Raw genomic sequence first — 18,327 nt, 5'->3', positions numbered from 1 at the left:
ACGTCTGTGGAAAAGCCTGTGGATTGATCCTTCCCGGGAGGGCTAAATCCTGTTCCTGGATGGACTTCGAGGGTGTTTTAATGTCGATTTGCGTCTATTCAAATTGAATCAAATCAATTTTTAAATTAAATACGTCTGACGGATCTGCCGGACAATTCCGATCCGGGGTTTTCCACAATTTACGCTTTCTTTCGCATTGACAGGCCGATCGCCCTTGCAGGGCATGGACCGGAGGGCGAAAAGGGGGTTCACCACCCATTCCGTCACACCGGATGCTCAGACCAGGGCCTCGGCCTCCCGGAGCTGGACGCTCACCAGCCGCGAGCAGCCCGCCTCTTCCATGGTGACGCCGTAGAGCGTGTCCGCGGCCACCATGGTGGGCTTCTGGTGGGTGATGACGATGAACTGGGTGTCGACCTTCATCTTCTGGACCATGGCGGCGAAGCGGCCCACGTTCGCCTCATCCAGCGGGGCGTCCACCTCGTCCAGCACGCAGAAGGGACTGGGCTTGAAGTGGAAGATGGCGAAGAGGAGCGAGATGGCCGTCAGCGCCTTCTCGCCGCCGCTCAGAAGTGTGAGGGCCTTGGCGCTCTTGCCCGGGGGCTGGGCGGTGATCTCGATGCCGCACTCCAGCAGGTTCTTGGGATCCTCCAGGCTCAGCTGGGCCTGGCCGCCACCGAAGGCCTCCCGGAACACCTCCTGGAATCGCGTGTTCACGAAGTCGAAGGCTTCCCGGAACCGCTCCTCGCTGGTGGCGTTGATCTCCTGGATGGTGGACTCCAGGTTGCCGATGGCCGCGGTGACGTCGGCTCGTTGTTCGTTCATGAAGGCCAGGCGGGTCTCCGCCTCCTCCAGTTCCTGGATGGCCAGGGGGTTCACGCCGCCCAGATCCATGCGCCGCCCCTGGAGCTCGTTGAGCCGGGTCTGGTGCACCAGCCCGCCCTCGGCCCAGGCCTCCCGCTCGGCCTCGGTGATGCCGGCCAGGAAGGCGGGGATCTCCAGCCCCAGGGCCAGCTCGACCTCCTTGGCCAGCGCCTCCTGGCTGCCCTGGACCTGCGCGCCATGGATGAGTACTTCCTGGTGCTGGGCCCGGGCATTCTCCAGGGCCTCCTGAAGCTCGCGGGCCGCCCGCTCCTGCACCCGGAGGGTCTCCTGGTCCAGCTCGAGGTGGGGCTGCGCCTCCTGGGCTTGGGCCTGCACCTCCTCCCGGTCCTTCAGCAGGCCCTGGGATTCCGCTTCCAGCTCGGCGAGGCGCTGGGCGCAAGTCTCCATGCGGCTGCCCTGCTCGGAGGCCTCCACCTCCAGGCGCTGCCGTTCGGCTTCCAGGTCGAAGCGGCCCCGCTGGGCCAGCTGAAGGTGCCGCTCGTGGCCGTCCCGCTCCGCCCAGGCCGCGTCACGGGCGCGCGCGACCTCGCCGCGCTGGTCCCGGCGCTCATCCAGTCGATGTCGCGCCTCGCGGACCAGATCCTCGGCCTGGCGGATGGCCTCTTCCAGGGCGGTGTCGTTGGCCTCCTCCGGGTGGGATTCCAGGTCCCGGAGCTGGCCCTGAAGACCTTTGATCTCGGCCTCGATCTGCTCCCACAGGGCGTCCGCCCGCTCGCTGGCCGCCCGGATCTCCGACAGCTGGTTCAGCAGCGAGGTCCGCTGCGCCTTCAGGGTGTCCGCCCGCCGCCGGAGGGCCCGCAGGTCCTCGTCGATCTCGACGGACCGCGCCCGGGCGGCGCGGCTGTCGTCGCCGCCCCTGCCCCGCCGGGTCTCCAGGTCCTCGATGCGATCCAGCAGGGCCTCGCGGGTGGCCTTGGCCTCCTCCTGCTCCGCCCGCAGCTTCAGGGGAGAGGCGGCGGGGGCGGACACGCCAAGCTGCACGGGGCCGAAGGGCAGGCGCACGAAGGCGGGCGAGACGAAGGCCAGGTCCGGATGGGCTGCTGCCAGTGCGGGCAGGGCCGCGTCGGCGCATCGGAAGGCCCGGCCCAGCAGGGCGCCGAGCGGACGGTTCGACCCCGTCCACCTGAGGTGGTCCCGCAGGGCTTCGCAACCCTCCGGGACGGGCGGCAGGTCCCCCTTGTCCTCCAGGGCCAGCAGCAGATGGCCCGGAGCCTCGGCGGCACGGCCCGCCAGGGACGCCTCGACGGCCAGGACCTGGAGCCAGTTGCCCAGCAGCCGCTCCAGATCCGGCCGCAGGGCCTCGTCCACCGTGAGCAGATCCACCAGCGTCTGGGGGCGGACACCCTGTTCCCGCAGCCAGGCGAGCCCCTTCTGCAATTCCGCCTCGCCGAAGCTCTTGGCCAGCAGGTCGGAGATCTGCCGCAGGCGCCGTTCGGCGGCGTCCAGCTCCGCCTCGGCCCGATGGTGATCCTGGGCCAGGATGCGCTGGGCTTCCTCCAGCTGCTCGGCCCGACGGCGCTGATCCAGCGAAGCTTCCTCGGCCTGCTCGAGCTGGGACAGCAGCCCCTCCAGCGCCCGCTCCACCTGGCCCGACTCGGCCTCGAGGCTTTCCAGGCGCGGGGCGCGGACGGATTCCTCGTGGTTGAGGGTGTCCAGGCGGCCCTCCAGCTGGGCGATCTGCGTCTGGAGCCCCAGCCGCTCCTTCTGGCGGGCCAGGGCCTCCTTCTGGGAGTCGGCCTTCCGCTCGCGATGGGCATGGAGCTCCGCCTCCGCGTGGCGGAGGGCCCCCTGGGCGAGGGCCACGGCTTCCTCGGCCTTGGCCAGCTCTGCCTCCTGAAGCGCGAGGCGCTCGCCGGCCTCCTTCAGCTGGGCTTCCAGCGCGGTGAAGGAATCGCCGGATTCGGCCAGCCGCGCCACCAGCATCTGGATGTGCTCTTCCAGGCGGGCCCGCTGGTCCCGCGCCTCGGTCCTCCGGTCCTCCTGGAAGCTGCGCTCCTGGTCGGCCAGCTGAAGACGCTGGTCCAAACCGAGAATGGCGCTCGCCCGCTTGGCCTGGGCCTGCTGCCGCTCATCCACGGACAGGCGCAGGGCCTCCACTTCGGAGGCCTTCTCGGAGACCTGCGCCGTGAGCTCGGCCACCCGCCGCTCGACCTCGTCCAGGTGGTCCAGGATCCGCTGCTTGGCCTCCTCCAGTTCCACCGCCTTCCCCGCCAGCAGCACCCGCTGCGTGGCCTTGATCTCCGCGTCCAGTTCCTTAGCCTTCCGGGCGCGGGCCGCCTGGCGGCGGAGCGAATCCATCTGCTTGGTCAGCTCGTAGAGGATGTCATCCAGCCGCTGGAGGTTGCCGCGAGTCTCGTCCAGCCGCTTTTCCGCGTCGGCCCGGCGCAGCTTGTAGCGGGTGATGCCGGCGGCCTCCTCCAGCAGCAGGCGCCGGTCCTTGGGCTTGCTGCTGAGGATCAGGTCGATCTGCCCCTGCTGGATGAAGCTGTAGGCCCGGGTGCCCATGCCCGTGTCCAGCAGCAGGTCCTGCACGTCCTTGAGCCGTGCCTCCCGGCCGTTGATGCGGTACTCGCTGCCGGTGTCCCGGTAGAGGCGGCGCGAGATCGTCACCTCCCGCGTGGAGCCCGGCAAGGCGGGGTCCGGCATCTCCAGGGCCAGCTTCACCTCAGCCAGGCCCGTGGGCCGGCGCTGGGCCGTGCCCGCGAAGATCACGTCGGCCATCTCCGCGCCACGCAGCATGGAGGCCCGCTGTTCACCCAGCACCCAGGCCAGGCTGTCGGAGATGTTCGATTTGCCGCAGCCGTTGGGCCCCACGACCGCGGTCATGCCTCCTGGGAAACTGAGCTTCTGGGCGTCTGCGAAGGACTTGAAGCCATGGAGTTCAAGGGAGATCAGGCGCACGCGATCAGCGCTCCAGGAGAAGGGGTGGGGAACATCTGCCTCCATCATTCCATATCAGACGTGCTGTCCGTCCCTTGGGAATCCGGAGCAGGCCCGTTAGACTCGATTCCTTCCCCTGTCCTGTCAGGAGCCGTCTGTGCATCCCCTCCGTTTTCTCCTGTGCGACCCGGCCACGGACGCCCGGTCGGGAGCGCCGTGCCCGAAACGCAGGGCCGGAAACGCGGGGGCAAGGCCATGAGGTTGCCCTTCCTCCAGGCCCCTGCGACGACCCTGGTGTGGCTGGAAGCCCATCGCATCCACGCTGGCCTCCACCGGCGCACCCTTTCAGGCCCCCCCACGGAGGATCAGCTGGCCCAGGCCCTGTCCTCCCTGCCCCAGGGCCCCACGCGCTGGGTGCTGGACGACCTCTGGACCCCATCGGTCCTGATGAGGGACCTGGCCGAGCTGCCCAAGGGCGCCGAGGCCCAGGAGGCCTTCTTCCGGTGGCGGTTCAACCAGACCCTCGCCCTGGAAGAGCCCCACTTCGTCCAGGCCCTGGAGATCGAGCCCGGCATCTGGCTGGCCTCGGGGATCCGTGAGGAATTCCGCGAGACCCTCCTCCAGCTGGGCCTCCGCCTCGACCGGAACCTGCACGGGCTCGTGCCGCGCTGGCTGCACCTCTACAACCTGCTGGCCCCGTCGCTGGAACTCCCGGGCATGCTCCTCTCCCTGAGCCCTGCCGGCCAGGGCCGTTACGCCGGCACCCTGGTGGCCTGGGGACGCACCCTCTGCCTGCTCCGCCAGTGGACGGAACCCCTGGATCCCCAGGCCTGGAACGAAGAGCGCATCACGCCCAGCGCCGCCTTCCTCCAGCGGGAATCCCGGACCCCGCAGAGCCTGGCGGTCTGGGGCGCTCCGGCGTGGCCTGACACGGGCCTCCCCACGCGCATCCTGGATGACCGGTTCGCCTTGGTGGAGACGTCCTGATGGCCGTTCCCGTCCTCCACCTCAATCTGGCGCCCCGGCCAACCCTGTGGCGGCAGCACCATCGCGCCCTCGGCTGGGCCGCCCTCGGCCTCGGCGGCGCGTTCCTCCTCGGCTCTCTGGGGCTCACCTGGCGGGTCTACCACCAGGCCAGCCGCGCGGGCCGCGACGCCGTGAGCCTGACGGAGGAGACCCGGCGGGCCGCGCGTTCCGAAGCCCAGATCCAGGCCGCCCTCCAGAGCATGGATGCCACCCGCGAGCAGGCCCGGTGGAAGCTGGCCGAGCGCATCCTCCAGGAGCGGAGCCTGCCCTGGTCCCGCGTCACCGCGGAACTGGAGCAGTGCATGGCCCCGGGCATGCGGCTGAAGAGCCTCCAGCGGACCCGGGGCAACGGCCAGCAGGTGGTGATGAAGCTCAAGGCCGAGGCCCAGAGCCGCGTGGCGGAGGCCGCGTTCGTGGATGCGCTCAGGACGGCTCCCGTCTTCTCCGAGGTGATCCTGGAGCGCGAATCCGAGCGCCAGGGCGGCGGCTGGGACTTCGAGCTGAGCGTGCCCGCCGCGGCCGTGCCCCCGCCCTTCGAGCTGCGCCCCGTGAAGACCGGCCCCGCCTCCACCGCCCCGGCGACCCCGCCCAAGCCGGCAGCCCCGCCCAAGCCGGCAGCCGCCGCGCCACGCCCGGCGCCCGCGCCTGCGGCTCCGGGGGCCGCGCGCCTCACGCCCCCGCCGATCGCACCCGCCACTCCCCTGGCGCCGCGTGACAAGGCCGGGGCCCAGACTCGCCCCATACCGGTGCCGAACGACGACGAGGAAGCGCGTCCGCCCAGAGGCTCGCGCCTGTCGAGGAGGCCCCCCCGATGAACAGCCCCCTCCGCGCAAGCCGACTTCGCCTGGGGCTGGGCATCCTGGGACTGGCCCTGGGCCTCGGCGTGGCGATCTTCCTGCTCCCGGACGCTTCCCAGCAGCGGTCCCAGAAGGTCAAGGCCAAGCAGGAGGCCGAGCGCAACCGGAACCAGCAGGTGCAGCAGCTCCAGGAACTCCAGCAACTGGCCGACCGGATCCGCCGGGGACAGGAGACCCTCGAGAACCTGGAGGCCCGCCTGCCGCGCGGCTCCGCCGGCGAGCTCCAGTGGAACCTCAGCAAGACTTTGCACGAGCTGGCCAAGAAGCATGACCTGCGACTCCAGATGGTGAAGTACGGCCTGCCCAGCCGGGAGGGAACCCGCGGATCGGATCTGGAAGCCGTGGACGTGGAATTCGTCGCCGTCGGCATCTACGCCAACCACAAAGCCTTCATGCTCGACCTCGAGGGGTCCGGGCTTCCCTTCGCCGTGAGGGACGGCCGCCTGGAGGAAAGCCCCGAAGGCGCCCGCATCGACATCGTGCTGCGCGCGTTCCGCAAGGCCGGCGCCCCGGATCGCGAGGAGGAGGCATGACCACCCCGGCCCGCGCCTTCGACTTCCAGGCCATGGTCCAGGAGCTCCGGGCCAACCGCCGCACCCAGGCCGCCCTCGTGGCCTTCGCCCTGGTCCTTGCCTTCGCCCTCTACACCATCCTGGCCCCCGAGGCCCCCCGGACCCGGCGCGCGACGCCCGCGGGAACGGGGCCGAACCTGGACCCACGCCAACTGGCGGGGCTGAGGAAGCTCCCGGACCTGGCCGCCCTCGACCGGGCGGGGGAACTTCCTCCCGGGGCCAAGGTGCAGCGGGACCTCTTCCTTTTCGAGGCCCCTCCGCCACCGCCCAAGCCCGTCAAGCCGCCCCCACCTCCGCCGCCCCCCACGCCCGAGGAACTGGAGCGCCAGCGGCTGGCCCAGGAGAAGGCCGCGGAGTTCGCCGGCAGGCCTCAGAACCTCCGCTACCTCGGCTTCTTCAAGGGCAACCCCGCCGGCCTGGTGGGCGCCTTCATGAAGGGCGAGGAACCCGTGACCCTGGTCCAGGGAACCCTCGTCGGGGACCGCTGGAAGCTCGTGTCCATCCTCGAGACCCGGGCTGAGTTCCAGAACACCAAGTATCCAGACCTGCGGATGGTCCTGGAGGCTCGCGATGCCTCCGGCGGCGCACCCGTCAATCAATTCTGATCCGAAGGATGCCACCGATGCCGCTCTCCTCCTTCGCACCCGCCCGCAAGATCATCGCCGCCGCCGCGATGCTGCTCCTGGCCCTCGGCTGCAGCCTCCACAAGGCCAACCAGGCCTATGACGAAGGCCGCTACGACGATGCCGTGGCCTCCTACCGCGAGGTCCTGCGCCGAGATCCCTCGAACACCAAGGCTCGCATCGGCATCAAGCGGGCCTCCCAGCGTGCGGCGGAAGGGCATATCGCCCTCGCCCGCCAGGCGGAACAGCGGGGCCTGACCGATACCGTGCTGACGGAAGTCAAGAAGGCGCTGGTGCTGGATCCCGACAACCAGATCGCCCAGGACTGGCTGATCCGGCTGGAGCAGAAGGCCGCCCAGGACAAGGCCGAGGCCGATGCCGCCGATGACCTCGAGCTCTTGAAGGCCAAGGCCGACACCGTGAACGCCGTCCAGCTGAATCCGCGGTCCCTGGAAGGCCTTGATCTCAACTTCAGCCGCCGGACCAGCCTGCGCGAGATCTTCGCCACCCTCAGCCGCGCTTCGGGCGTGAACATCATCACCCACTCGTCGTTCCAGGATCAGAACATCTCCATCGACCTGCGGGGCCTGCCCTTCCAGCGCATCCTGGACACCCTGATGCTGCAGAACGACCTGTTCTACAAGGTGATCGACAAGAACACCATCATGGTCTTCAAGGCCACCCCGCAGAACCGCGACCTGTACGAGAACCAGCTCCTCAAGACCTACTACCTGTCCAACGCTGATCCCACGGAGCTGCGCTCGACCCTCACCACGCTCAACCCCCAGCTCCGGGTGTTCACCGACAAGCGCATCAACGCCATCATCGTGAAGGCCAAGCCCCTGGAGCTGGCCGTCGTGGACCAGGTGATCCGCAGCCTGGACAAGGCCAAGGCCGAGGTCATGGTCTACATGGAGCTGATGGAAGTCACGGAGAACAGCCTGGAGCAGGTGGGCCTGCTCCCGGTGATCAACGCCTCCGACACCTCCGGAACCTTCCGCCTGGGCGCCACCACGGTGAACAACACCTCGGGCATGAACACCAACTCCGGATTCACCAAGATCCACACCGCCGACATCCGCGTGCTCTTCCCGAACCTGGCCCTGGACTTCCTGAAGGGCAACGGTGACGCCCGCCTGGTGGCGAGCCCGAACGTCCGGGTGCTCTCGGGCGAGACCGGCGAGGTGAACATCGGCGAGAAGATCTCCACCACGCAGAGCCAGCTGTCCCTGCCCACCACGGGCACCACCAGCACCACCTCCACCTCGTCGCTCCTGGGCGGCGTGGGCCAGACCTCCTTCTCCTACGAGGACGTGGGCGTGAAGATCAAGGTGGAGCCCCGCGTCCACCACAACGGTGAGATCACCCTCAAGATCAACAGCCTCGTCACCACGCTGAAATCCGGCTCCACGCCGGGCCGACCGGACCTCGGGAAGCGGGAGATCATCACCTCCGCCCGACTGCGCGATGGCGAAACCGCCATCTTCGGCGGCCTGCTGAAGGACGAGGAGCAGAAGAGCCTCCAGGGCATCTGGGGCCTGGCCGACATCCCCCTCATCGGCCGCCTGACCGGGAACACCCGCAACAGCAAGGCGAAGACCGACGTGATCCTCACCATCCGCGCCGTGCTGGTGCGGAAGCCGGTGCTCACGGAGCAGGATCTCGCCGCGTTCAACCCCGATGACGCCGCGTCCCAGACGGGGATGTTCGCCCCCAAACCCGCCAAGCCCACCAAACCCATTCCCGCAGGAGCCACGGCCCCTGTGCCCGCTCAGCCCGCCCTCACGCAGCCCGGTTCCTCCGCCGCTCCCGCTGCGCCGGTGCCGGTCCCCCCCGCGCCTTCCACCGCGATCCAGGAGAAGAAGCCCGATACGCCTCCCGTCGATCAGGCCGCTCCCGCCGCCTCTGATCTGGTGATCTTCATGACGCCGGTGGCCTCCGAGATCAAGGTCGGGGAGCGTGTCCAGATCGGTCTCACGGTCAGCGGCGGCAAGGGCCTCAGCTCGGGCCAGGTGGAGCTCCGCCTGCCCGCGGGCCTGAAGCTCGGCTCGGTGTCCCCTGGTGATTTCATCACCACGGAAGGCGGCAGCCTGGAACAGGTCCCGGGGAAGGACGGCACGCTGAAGCTCGTCTTCAAGCGCAACAGCCCCGAGGTGGACAGCGGACAGCTGGCCACCCTCGAGCTGACGGGCCTCACCCCCGGCAACGCGCCAGTGCTCATCCAGAGCGGGCAGTTCCTGGCGGGCACCAGCCCCATCTCCGGGCGCTGGTCCAACGCGCTTGTGACGGTGCAGTGAGCCGCCAGGGGGGATTCACCCTGCTGGAGCTGGTGGTCACGGCCACCGTGCTGCTGATCCTCGCCTCTGTGACCGTGCCGTTGGCCCGCAACGGCCTCAAGCGCGAGAAGGAGCTGGAGCTGCGCCGGGACCTGCGCGAGATGCGGCTGGCCATCGACGAGTACAAGAAGCAGGCGGACCAGCAGAAGATCAAGGCCCCGCCGGCGGAGGCCAACGGCTATCCCGAGAGCCTGGAGGTCCTGGTGGAAGGCGTTCCCGCGGCCGGTTCCCTCAGCCGCAAAGTGCGCTTCCTCCGCCGCGTCCCTGTGGATCCCTTCACGGGGAAGGCGGAATGGGGCCTCCGGAACACCAACGACGACGCCAACAGCTCCAGCTGGGGCGGTGGTCACGTCTACGACGTCTACAGCCTCGCGCCGGGGACCGGCATGAACGGCATCCCCTATCGCGAGTGGTAGGGGCTCTGCCGAGAATCACTGTTGCCTCGAAGCGTGGACCACGCTAGGCTTGGTGTTCGGCATGACCGGAACCTGCGGGGCCCGGGACGCTCTTTCAAGCGGATATGGCGGAATTGGTAGACGCGCTAGTTTCAGGTACTAGTGTTCACAAGACGTGGGGGTTCGAGTCCCTCTATCCGCACCATTTTCTCGCCGGCGTCGCCGGCAAGAAAATGGTCGTTGAAAACAAACGGGCACCTGGCCTCTCCAGGTTCGACCCATCCTCGGTACGGGACTGAGGAACGGGTGACGGGCGATCCCCCGAAAAGGAGCCGACATGGCCCTGAACGTGGAACAGAAGAAGATCATCATCGACGACTACAAGCAGCACGAGTCGGACACCGGTTCGCCCGAGGTGCAGGTCGCGATCCTGACCAAGCGGATCAACGACCTGACCGAGCACTTCAAGACCCACACCAAGGACTACCACAGCCGCCGCGGCCTCATGATCATGGTCGGTCAGCGCCGCCGCCTGCTCGACTACCTCAAGAAGAAGAGCAAGGAGCGCTACGCCACGCTGATCGAGCGCCTCGGCCTCCGTCGGTAGGGAAGGCTTCTTCTCCCAAAACGCCCGCGCAAGCGGGCGTTTTGCTATGTTCAGAAGATGGACCTGAAGCCCCTGCCCCGGCCCGAGCATCCGGACCCGTACACGGTCACGGGCCGGCGGTTCATCTACGACTCGCCCTGGATCCGCATCCGCGAGGACCGCTTCCGCCACCGCCGGGGCGCCGAGGGGCGCTACGCCGTCTGCGGGTTCCATCGCACCGCCTGTGGGGTTCTGGCGCTGGACGACCAGGATCGTGTGGTGCTCGTGGGCCAGTGGCGATATCCGCTGGAAGCCTATTCCTGGGAGATCCCCGAGGGCGGCGGCGACGTCTCCGAGAGCCCCTTCGAGGCCATGCGGCGGGAGCTGGCGGAGGAGGCCGGCCTCGCGGCCCAGGTGTGGGAGCCCCTGGCCTTCTTCCACACCAGCAACTCCTCCACGGAAGAGGAGGCCTTCCTCTTCCTGGCCACGGACCTCAGTTCCGCCGAGGGTCACCATCCCGAGGACGACGAGGAGCTGATGCTCCACCGCGAGCCCTTCCAGGACTGCCTCCGCCGCGTGCTGGCCGGAGAGATCACGGACAGCCTCACGGTGGTGGCGCTGCTGGCCCTCCATGGACGGCGGACCGGCGTGGCGGTGGCCCTGGATCCGGCGCTGGTGGAGCGCTTCTTCCAGCGACCCCAGGACCATCCCTCCGCCGGTCGGGCCCGCTGGCGGGAGCTGGACACGCCATGATCCTCACCCTGCACCCCGAGACGCCCCAGGTGCGTCATCTCGAGCGCCTCGCGGAGCTGCTGCGGAAGGACGGCGTCATCGCCTACCCCACGGACACGCTGTTCGGGCTGGGCTGCCTGGTGTCCCACAAGAAGGCCGTGGACCGCATCCACCAGCTCAAGGGCCGCGACCCCAAGAAGCCCATGTCGATCATGTGCTCGGACATGGAGATGCTCTGCCGCTACGCCCGCCACCTGGACACGCCCACCTTCCGCATCCTCAAGCAGCTGCTGCCCGGGCCCTACACCGTGCTCCTGCCCGCCAGCCGCGAAGTGCCGCGCTACCTCCAGAACAAGCAGGTGGTGGGCCTCCGCATCCCGGACCAGCCCTTCTGCCACGCGCTGGTGGCGATGCTCGGCGAGCCCATCATCACCACCAGCGTCGCCCTGCCGGACCAACCCATCCTGAACACGGCCTGGGAGATCGAGGAAGAGCTGGGCCACGCCCTGGACATGGTGGTGGACTGCGGCCAGCCCCTGGGCATCCCCAGCACCATCCTGGATCTGAGCGGCGAGGAGCCCGTCCTCCTGCGCGAAGGCGCGGGGGCCTGGCCTATCTAGGCGATCCGGCCTTCTCCTCCGCCTTCTTGCGCAGGGCCTGATATTCCTCGTCGCTGAGGAGGCCGTCGCGCCGGAGGCCCTCGATGCGGCTGAGGGCGCCCTGCAGGTCGAAGGCGGCGGCCCCGGCGGGTACAGGCTTGGCGACGGCGGGCGCCGGCAGGGCGGGAGGGGCGGGTGTGGGAGCGGGCGCCTGAACGGGTTTGGCCGCTTCCTTCGGTGCCGCGGGGACGGCGAGCAACCGTCCCAGATCCTCGCTCCAGCGCTCGAAGCGGCCCGGGATGTAATCGGGGGCTCCGCTTTCGAGCGTGTCGTGGAACGCGCCCAGCAGCTCGCCCGTCTTCCCGTCCACGAGCTTGAGGTCGAAGGACAGGGCGACCCGGCCCGCGGCCATGTAGTCATCAGCCTGGCCGATGGCGTCCACGATCCGCCCCACCAGGTGGACGTCGCCGGTGGTGGCCGAGACGGGCACGCTTCCCTTCAGGCCCCGGCGGAGGCCCCGCTCCAGGGCTGCGAGAAGAGCCCCTTCGACCCGGGTCAGGAAGGTCTGGTCCTTGAGATCCCGCTTGCCCAGGACCCACGCGGGCGCCTCCCAGGATCCCAGCTGGACCGCCCTGCCCCGCAGGTCCAGGCCGGGCTTCAGCCACTGGAAGCCCAGGGCTTTCGACGGCTGGAACGCGGCTCCAGGGCCGAACCAGGCGGGATCGAGCCGCCCGCCGTCCAGACCTCCGGCCTGGGCCGAGAGAAGGGCGGGGACCAGCAACAGCAGGGCGGCGGACGGTCGCATCAGCACTCCGGCAGGTTCACCGTGAAGTCTAGCGGCATTTCGAGCACGTTCACGGCAAGGCCGCCCCGGGCCGTCTCCTTGTACTTGCTCTTCATGTCGGCCCCGGTGTCGCGCATGGTCTTGATGACCTTGTCCAGGCTCACGAAGTGGTGGCCGTCGCCGTGCAGGGACATGCGGGCGGCGTTGATGGCCTTCACGCTGGCCATGGCGTTGCGCTCGATGCAGGGCACCTGCACGAGGCCGCCGATGGGATCGCAGGTGAGGCCCAGGTTGTGCTCCATGCCGATCTCCGCGGCGTTCTCCACCTGGTCCGGCGTACCGCCCATCACCTCGGCCAGGGCTCCGGCGGCCATGGAGCAGGCCACGCCCACCTCGCCCTGGCAGCCCACCTCGGCGCCGCTGATGGAGGCATTCTCCTTGTAGAGGGCGCCGATGGCCCCGGCCGTCAGGAGGAACCGCGCCACCCCTTCGTCCGTGGCTCCCGGCACGAAGCGCCGGTAGTAGTGCAGGACGGCGGGGATGATGCCCGCGGCGCCGTTGGTCGGAGCCGTCACCACGCGGCCCCCGGCCGCGTTCTCCTCGTTCACCGCCAGGGCGTAGAGGCTCACGAAATCCAGGGCCGTGAGGGGATCCTTGAGGCCCGCCTCCGGAGATTCGGTCAGGCGCCGGTACAGCGCGGGTGCGCGGCGAGGCACCTTCAGGCCACCGGGCAGCAATCCCTCAGTGGCGCAGCCGCGCCGCACGCAGGCCTGCATCACCGACCAGAGCTCCTGGAGGTCCGACCAGATCGCCGTCTCGGAGCGCCAGGTCCGCTCGTTCGCCAGCATGATCTGGCTGATGGGCAGGCCCTGCGCCCGGCAGTGGCCCAGCAGGTCCTTGGCCGTGTGGAAGGGGAAAATCGGCTCCGGGCCGGCGGCCACCTGCACCGGAATGCCTTCCTCCACCACGAACCCGCCGCCCACGGAGTAGTAGACCTGGGCGCGGAGCACCCCGCCGGTCGCGTCCAGGGCCGTGAAGCGCATGCCGTTCGGATGAAAGGGCAGGCTCTTGTGGAGCAGGTGCAGATGGTCCGCCTCGCGGAACGGGACTTCTCGCCTCCCGAGAAGGGCCAGCCGTCTGGACTCGCGGACCTTCGCTACCAGGCCCTCCACGGCCTCCACATCAACCTCTTCCGGGGTCTCTCCCAGCAGGCCGAGGATCACCGCCTTGTCGCTGCCATGGCCCCTGCCCGTGGCGCCCAGGCTGCCGAACAGCTCCACCCGCACCTCCTCTGTGGCCTCGAGCAGACCCGAGGCCTCCAGCCCGAGGGCGAAGCTGCGGGCCGCCCGCATGGGCCCCACGGTGTGCGAGGAGCTCGGCCCGATGCCGATGCGGAAGAGATCGAAGACGGACAGCACCATGCCCCATTGTCCCGCGACCGGCAATCAATCGATGCGGTAATGGCAGCCGCGGCTTTCGGGGTTCTGGAGGGCTGCGTTGAGGATCAGGCGGGCGCAGAGGATGCCACTGCGCAGCTCCAGCAGCTCCCGGCTGAGGGGGGTTTGGTGGTAGAAGCGCTCGATGCGGTGGGCCAGGTAGTGCAGGTCCGACCTTGCCCGTTCCAGGCGGGCGCTGCTGCGGACGATGCCCGCGTAGTTCCAGAGGGTGCTGCGGATGAGGCGCCAGTCCTGGTCGATGAGGAGGGGGTCGGTCTCCTCCGGTTCCTCCGGCATGCGCCAGGCGGCCAGCTCGCCGGGATCCGGATCCACGGTCTCCCGCAGCTCCCGCGTGGCGGCGTCGGCGCTGTGGAAGCCCCACACCAGGCCCTCCAGCAGGCTGGTGGAGGCCAGGCGGTTGGCGCCATGGAGCCCCGTGCAGGCCACCTCTCCGGCGGCGAAGAGGCCCGGCAGGCTGGTGCGGCCCTCCAGATCCACCAGCACGCCGCCGCAGAAATAGTGGGCGGCGGGCACCACGGGGATGGGGTGGCGATGGGGATCGATGTCTTCGGCGCGGCAGGCCGCCATGATCGTGGGGAAGTGTTCGTCCAGGTCCAGCCTCGCCGCCACCGGGGCCAGATCGAGGTAGGCGCAGGATTCCCCGCTGACCGCCATCTCCTGGAAGATCGCCCGGCTCACCACGTCGCGGGGCGCCAGCTCCATCTGATCCGGGGCGTACTTGGACATGAACCGCTCGCCCTTGCGGTTGAGCAGCTGCGCCCCCTCGCCCCGCAAGGCCTCGGTCAGCAGCGTCCGCGGCTTCCCGGGAACGTACAGGGTGGTGGGATGGAACTGGAGATACTCGCAGTTCACGATGCGCGCGCTGGCCCGGTAGGCGGCCGCCAGGCCGTCTCCCGTGGCGCCGGGGGGGTTCGTGGTGTGCAGGTAGAGGTAGCCCAGGCCGCCGGTGGCCAGGATCGTGCGGCGGGCCAGGAGGCCTTCCACCTCGCCCGTGGTGGGGTCGAAGAGGTAGGCGCCGTGGACGCGGATGGGCTCATAGACCCGCACCGGACTGAGGCTGTGGTGGGGGCTGGTGATGAGGTCCACCAGGCAGAGCCCCTCCCGCAGGCGGATGTTCGGGTGCTTCCGGACGGCCTCGCTGAGCGCCGTCTGGATGGCCAGCCCGGTGGCGTCCTTGGCGTGGTAGATGCGCCGAGCGCTGTGGGCCGCCTCGGCCGTGGGATCGGGGGTCCCGCCGGTCCCGAGGTCGAAGGGCACGCCCAGCCGCTCCCAGAGGAAGCTCCGGCAGAGTTTCGGGCCCTCCTCGGCCAGCTGGCGCACGGCCGCGGACCGGCAGAGGCCCGCGCCTGCGGCCTCGATGTCCGCGGCCAGCAGGTCCGCGGAGTCGCCTTCCTCTGGCGGCGGCTGGCCGATGATGCCGCCCTGGGCCCAGGCGGTGTTGCTGCCGCCCAGCTCGTCCTTGGCCACCAGCACCACGGAGATGCCCTGATCCGCCGCGCGCAGGGCCGCGGAGCAGCCCGCGATCCCCGCGCCCAGCACCAGCAGATCGACCCCATCCTTCATGCCAGCTCCCAGGTAGGGCGATCCAGGGCCCACAAGGCCGACAGGTCCCCGCCATCCTTCGTGCGCCTTCCATGGTCCAGCCGCCGCACCGTCAGGTCCAGCGCAACCTCGGCCCGCACCTCGCCCCAGGGCGTGGGAACGCGCCCGCCGCAGGCCTCCAGGCGGCCGACGGCCTCCTCCCACAGGGCCACCATGCCCGGCAGGTTGTGCTGCTGGAGGTGGTGGTATCCGCCCGTCAGCAGGATGAGCCCCTGGAGCTGCCCCTTCAGGTCGCCCTCCGCCGCGTCCCACAGCGGTTCCAGGGCGTCGTGGCACTCGTGGTAGAGGCCGTGGTTGAAGAGGGACACGCCGCAGGCCAGCGGGTACCGGGCGCCCAGGGGCAATGGCGTGAGGGCGGCCAGCTGCCAGCCGCAGCGAAGACTCACCAGCGGACCCCAGGCGCCCCAGGCCGCAGCCGGACGCCAGCCGGTGGGACCGGCTTCCGCCGTGTCCGGCCAGGCCGCCCGGTGAGCCTTCCAGGCGGCCACTGGATCGTGATGGCCCAGGGCGCTCAGCATGCGGGCGGCGTGAGTCAGCAACTCAGCCTCGGGGAGCCCGTCGGGATGAGCCTTCCGCAGGCCCGGCGCGCCGAGGATCGTGGGCCAGACCAGGACCTGGCGGGCCTCCGGATCGCCCAGGGCCGCCTCCATGCGGGCCTGGAAGAAACGCTGGATCTCCAGGGGAAGCCGGGGCTGGCGCTGCCAGAAGGGGGTGCGATTGCAATCGTCGCTCATGGTTCCACCAGCAGCCGGAGGGCCAGCCCGCCCCGGTCGTTCTCATCCACGCCAGCCCACTGGCACCCGGGAATTCGCCCCCTCAGCACCTTCCGGGGATCGCCCTGCTGGTGCGCCAGGATCCAGCGGGCCACCAGGCCGCGGTACTTCTTCGAGAAATGGCTGACGGCCTTTCCCCGGGCATCGAGAATCTCCACCGTATGGCGGGGGCGGGTCCAGTCCTTGAGCAGGTCGGCGGAATCGCCTGGGAGCAGCTCCCACACGGAGCCTTCCGGCAGCGCCTCCAGCTGCGCCAGAAGCGACTTCCGCCAGTGGGCCTTCAATCCCGGGATGGCCGCCAGCTTGAGCTTGTAGGGCGGCACGGGCTCATCGCCGCGCACCAGGCCCCGGAGGTTGGACAGGATGAACACCTGCCGCCAGGCCTCCGGTGGCAGCGAGGCCGCGTCTAGCGCCTGGAAGGCCACGCCGGTGTACCGGGACAGGGCGGGCAGCAGGGGCACAGGCCGCGCCAGCGCCAGCGCCTCGGTCCGGGCCCTGTCCAAGGCCAGGTCCTTCACGTCGAAAGCTTTCTTGAGGGCTTCCGGCGATCCGGTCCGGGCGAGGGCCAGCAACCGCTCTCGCACCCAGCGCTGGGCGGACGTCTCCGGCAGCTTCCCGCGGACCCCGCCGGAAGCCTTGTCCTCAGAAGGGGCGAGGAAGATGAGCGGCGCAAGGGTCATCGCTCCGCCACCCAGGCCTCGAGGGTCGTCAGGCGGAACCCCGCGAGCAGATCGCGAAGGTGCGTCCCGTGCCCCTTCAGGCCCGCGCTGTGGGCGAAGCGGTGGCCGAAGGGAGCTCCCGGCAGCTCCGGCTGCCCCTCGTCCAGCTCCCACGGGTGCACGGTCAGCGGGGTGCCGGCGTCATCGAGGGCCAAGGCCTCAAGCTCCCGGCGGACGAGGCTGAAGGGCAGCACCCGGGGGCCCCAGCCCCAGAGGGGCGAGCGCGGTGGACCGGACCAGAGGACGGGCGGCGGCAATTCCCATAGGCCTTCCACCAGCAGGTGGGGCCGCCGGGGCCAATGGGGATCGCCGATGACGGCAAGGGGCGCGCGACTGGAGTCGTAGCGGAATCCCAGTTCCGGCAGGTCCCGCCACCAGCCCTCGGCAGGGCCGCGAAGGCTCCACTCCGGGGCCCGATAGCCCACCACGGGCTGCCCGGTGAGATCCTCCAGCAGCGCCTTGCCGTCGCGCACCGAGGCGCGCCACTGCCCCCGATTCATCTCGAAGGCCCGGCGGTGCGTAAGCCCATGCAGGCCGACCCCGTGGCCTTCCGCCACGATGCGCCGCAGCAGCGCGGGGTGCCGGCGGGCCTGGTCACCCAGGCAGAACCAGGTGGCCTGGGCCCCCAAGTCCGCGCAGAGGGCCAGCGACAGCTCCGTGGCCTGCGGCAGGCGGCACTCGAAGCGGTCCAGGGCCTCGGGCTGGTCGTAGGGCGGGCAGCAGAGCTGGAACCAGTCCTCCCAGTCGAGGGAGAGCGGCAGGCGTGGGCTTCTCAGGTGAAGTTCCGTTCCGAGAGGCTGATGAACTCCAGGGAGAAGTCGTCGAGCTCGGTCTGGAACTGTTTCAGCTGGCCCTGGAAGAAGTTGTAGGCCATGAGCGCGGGAATGGCCGCCACCAGGCCGATGGCAGTGGCCACCAGGGCCTCGGAGATGCCGGGGGCCACGGTGGCCAGGTTGGCGTTGCCCGTGGCGCCGATGCCGCGGAAGGCGTCGATGATGCCCCACACGGTGCCGAAGAGGCCGATGAAGGGGCTCACCGCGGCCACCGTGGCCAGGCCGCCCAGGGACCGCTCGAGCCGTCCCATCTCCACCACGCTGGCCCGCTGGAGGCTGCGCTCCACGGCCTCCATGCTGCGGAGCTGGGGTCGCCCGTCCGGGCCCACCTGGCGGAGCTGGTAGGTGACCTCGCCGTAGCCGGCCACGAAGAGGCCCACCAGCGGGCTCATGGCGAACCGCTCCACCTGCTGTTTCAGGTCGCGCCAGTCCGTGGCCCGCTTGAAGGCGCCGCGGAAGCGCTCGGACACCTCGCGGCTACGGCGGTAGAGCAGCGCCTTCCGGATGATCACCACCCAGCTCAGGAGCGAGAAGGTGAAGAGGATCGCCAGCACGGACTTGGAGACGGGACCCGCATGGAGCATCACCTCCAGCAGGTTGACCTCATTGCCCGTGGGTGCCGCCAGGATCGCCATGCTGCTGCCTCCGTCCGGGAAATGATAGCAAGC

General features: G+C 69.7%; 17 protein-coding genes and 1 tRNA gene. 10 read left to right on the top strand and 8 right to left on the bottom strand.

Annotation, left to right across the window (positions count from 1 at the left end):
• Positions 1-276 precede the first annotated feature (276 nt).
• The gene (gene smc, locus MLG87_RS00505) at positions 277-3,831 is read right to left on the bottom strand and encodes a chromosome segregation protein SMC (protein ID WP_243294550.1); all 3,555 of its coding nucleotides are present in this window, start codon (positions 3,829-3,831) and stop codon (positions 277-279) included.
• A 189-nt stretch (positions 3,832-4,020) separates the two neighbouring features.
• On the opposite strand from smc, the gene MLG87_RS00500 reads away from it, so the two are divergent.
• From MLG87_RS00500 to MLG87_RS00455, 10 genes are all read left to right on the top strand, one after another.
• A complete protein-coding gene (locus MLG87_RS00500; RefSeq protein WP_243293273.1) occupies positions 4,021-4,752 on the top strand; it encodes a hypothetical protein in 732 nt (243 codons plus the stop codon).
• The gene (locus MLG87_RS00495; RefSeq protein ID WP_243293272.1) at positions 4,752-5,606 is read left to right on the top strand and encodes a hypothetical protein; all 855 of its coding nucleotides are present in this window, start codon (positions 4,752-4,754) and stop codon (positions 5,604-5,606) included. Before MLG87_RS00500 ends, MLG87_RS00495 begins: the two co-directional genes overlap by 1 nt.
• Entirely contained in the window at positions 5,603-6,181 is a 579-nt protein-coding gene (locus tag MLG87_RS00490) for a hypothetical protein (RefSeq protein ID WP_243293271.1), read from the top strand. Before MLG87_RS00495 ends, MLG87_RS00490 begins: the two co-directional genes overlap by 4 nt.
• Complete coding sequence (locus MLG87_RS15980) at positions 6,178-6,825, top strand: hypothetical protein (RefSeq protein WP_279341026.1); 648 nt, start codon at positions 6,178-6,180, stop codon at positions 6,823-6,825. The genes MLG87_RS00490 and MLG87_RS15980 overlap by 4 nt, the downstream gene beginning before the upstream one ends.
• Before the next feature lie 17 nt (positions 6,826-6,842).
• Positions 6,843-9,140 carry a secretin N-terminal domain-containing protein gene (locus MLG87_RS00480; protein WP_243293270.1) on the top strand — a complete coding sequence of 766 codons (2,298 nt, stop codon included), beginning with the start codon at positions 6,843-6,845 and terminating at the stop codon, positions 9,138-9,140.
• Complete coding sequence (locus MLG87_RS00475; protein WP_243293269.1) at positions 9,137-9,595, top strand: type II secretion system protein; 459 nt, start codon at positions 9,137-9,139, stop codon at positions 9,593-9,595. Before MLG87_RS00480 ends, MLG87_RS00475 begins: the two co-directional genes overlap by 4 nt.
• A 98-nt stretch (positions 9,596-9,693) precedes the next feature.
• Positions 9,694-9,779, top strand: a tRNA-Leu gene (locus MLG87_RS00470).
• A gap of 132 nt (positions 9,780-9,911) precedes the next feature.
• The gene (gene rpsO / locus MLG87_RS00465; protein ID WP_243293268.1) at positions 9,912-10,181 is read left to right on the top strand and encodes a 30S ribosomal protein S15; all 270 of its coding nucleotides are present in this window, start codon (positions 9,912-9,914) and stop codon (positions 10,179-10,181) included.
• Between the two features lie 57 nt (positions 10,182-10,238).
• On the top strand, positions 10,239-10,913 hold the full coding sequence (locus MLG87_RS00460; RefSeq protein ID WP_243293267.1) for an NUDIX domain-containing protein: 675 nt from the start codon (positions 10,239-10,241) through the stop codon (positions 10,911-10,913).
• Entirely contained in the window at positions 10,910-11,512 is a 603-nt protein-coding gene (locus MLG87_RS00455) for an L-threonylcarbamoyladenylate synthase (RefSeq protein WP_243293266.1), read from the top strand. The genes MLG87_RS00460 and MLG87_RS00455 overlap by 4 nt, the downstream gene beginning before the upstream one ends.
• Here MLG87_RS00455 and MLG87_RS00450 read toward each other — a convergent pair.
• The 7 genes from MLG87_RS00450 to MLG87_RS15975 form a co-directional block, all read right to left on the bottom strand.
• Positions 11,505-12,296, bottom strand: coding sequence for a hypothetical protein (locus MLG87_RS00450; RefSeq protein ID WP_243293265.1), 792 nt, complete (start codon positions 12,294-12,296; stop codon positions 11,505-11,507). The genes MLG87_RS00455 and MLG87_RS00450 overlap by 8 nt on opposite strands.
• Positions 12,296-13,696: an L-serine ammonia-lyase gene (locus tag MLG87_RS00445; protein ID WP_243293264.1), complete on the bottom strand. Its 1,401-nt coding sequence runs from the start codon at positions 13,694-13,696 to the stop codon at positions 12,296-12,298. The genes MLG87_RS00450 and MLG87_RS00445 overlap by 1 nt, the downstream gene beginning before the upstream one ends.
• 24 nt (positions 13,697-13,720) lie before the next feature.
• Positions 13,721-15,295 (bottom strand): L-aspartate oxidase, encoded by a 1,575-nt coding sequence (nadB, locus tag MLG87_RS00440; RefSeq protein ID WP_243293263.1) that lies wholly within the window; start codon positions 15,293-15,295, stop codon positions 13,721-13,723.
• Entirely contained in the window at positions 15,292-16,068 is a 777-nt protein-coding gene (locus tag MLG87_RS00435) for a DUF309 domain-containing protein (protein ID WP_243293262.1), read from the bottom strand. Before MLG87_RS00435 ends, nadB begins: the two co-directional genes overlap by 4 nt.
• Complete coding sequence (gene yaaA / locus MLG87_RS00430; protein ID WP_243293261.1) at positions 16,065-16,787, bottom strand: peroxide stress protein YaaA; 723 nt, start codon at positions 16,785-16,787, stop codon at positions 16,065-16,067. The genes MLG87_RS00435 and yaaA overlap by 4 nt, the downstream gene beginning before the upstream one ends.
• On the bottom strand, positions 16,784-17,479 hold the full coding sequence (locus MLG87_RS00425; RefSeq protein WP_341848581.1) for a DUF3473 domain-containing protein: 696 nt from the start codon (positions 17,477-17,479) through the stop codon (positions 16,784-16,786). The genes yaaA and MLG87_RS00425 overlap by 4 nt, the downstream gene beginning before the upstream one ends.
• A 119-nt stretch (positions 17,480-17,598) precedes the next feature.
• Complete coding sequence (locus MLG87_RS15975; protein ID WP_243322114.1) at positions 17,599-18,294, bottom strand: MotA/TolQ/ExbB proton channel family protein; 696 nt, start codon at positions 18,292-18,294, stop codon at positions 17,599-17,601.
• Between the last annotated feature and the right edge of the window lie 33 nt (positions 18,295-18,327).

The sequence above is a fragment of the Geothrix mesophila genome (genome assembly GCF_022808835.1).
GTDB lineage: Bacteria > Acidobacteriota > Holophagae > Holophagales > Holophagaceae > Geothrix > Geothrix paludis.
Note: the sequence above shows the minus strand (reverse complement) of the source record. Positions and strands in the feature narration are given on the sequence as shown.

Excerpts from the sequence above, each read along its gene's own strand:
- MLG87_RS00495 (WP_243293272.1), top strand. The coding sequence starts at position 4,752 with ATGGCCGTTCCCGTCCTCCACCTCAATCTGGCGCCCCGGCCAACCCTG.
- MLG87_RS00480 (WP_243293270.1), top strand. The coding sequence starts at position 6,843 with ATGCCGCTCTCCTCCTTCGCACCCGCCCGCAAGATCATCGCCGCCGCC.
- rpsO (WP_243293268.1), top strand. The coding sequence starts at position 9,912 with ATGGCCCTGAACGTGGAACAGAAGAAGATCATCATCGACGACTACAAG.
- yaaA (WP_243293261.1), bottom strand. The coding sequence starts at position 16,787 with ATGACCCTTGCGCCGCTCATCTTCCTCGCCCCTTCTGAGGACAAGGCT.
- MLG87_RS00445 (WP_243293264.1), bottom strand. The coding sequence starts at position 13,696 with ATGGTGCTGTCCGTCTTCGATCTCTTCCGCATCGGCATCGGGCCGAGC.
- MLG87_RS15975 (WP_243322114.1), bottom strand. The coding sequence starts at position 18,294 with ATGGCGATCCTGGCGGCACCCACGGGCAATGAGGTCAACCTGCTGGAG.
- MLG87_RS00490 (WP_243293271.1), top strand. The coding sequence starts at position 5,603 with ATGAACAGCCCCCTCCGCGCAAGCCGACTTCGCCTGGGGCTGGGCATC.
- MLG87_RS00435 (WP_243293262.1), bottom strand. The coding sequence starts at position 16,068 with ATGAGCGACGATTGCAATCGCACCCCCTTCTGGCAGCGCCAGCCCCGG.
- MLG87_RS00500 (WP_243293273.1), top strand. The coding sequence starts at position 4,021 with ATGAGGTTGCCCTTCCTCCAGGCCCCTGCGACGACCCTGGTGTGGCTG.
- MLG87_RS00460 (WP_243293267.1), top strand. The coding sequence starts at position 10,239 with ATGGACCTGAAGCCCCTGCCCCGGCCCGAGCATCCGGACCCGTACACG.
- smc (WP_243294550.1), bottom strand. The coding sequence starts at position 3,831 with ATGGAGGCAGATGTTCCCCACCCCTTCTCCTGGAGCGCTGATCGCGTG.
- MLG87_RS00450 (WP_243293265.1), bottom strand. The coding sequence starts at position 12,296 with ATGCGACCGTCCGCCGCCCTGCTGTTGCTGGTCCCCGCCCTTCTCTCG.
- nadB (WP_243293263.1), bottom strand. The coding sequence starts at position 15,295 with ATGAAGGATGGGGTCGATCTGCTGGTGCTGGGCGCGGGGATCGCGGGC.
- MLG87_RS00455 (WP_243293266.1), top strand. The coding sequence starts at position 10,910 with ATGATCCTCACCCTGCACCCCGAGACGCCCCAGGTGCGTCATCTCGAG.
- MLG87_RS15980 (WP_279341026.1), top strand. The coding sequence starts at position 6,178 with ATGACCACCCCGGCCCGCGCCTTCGACTTCCAGGCCATGGTCCAGGAG.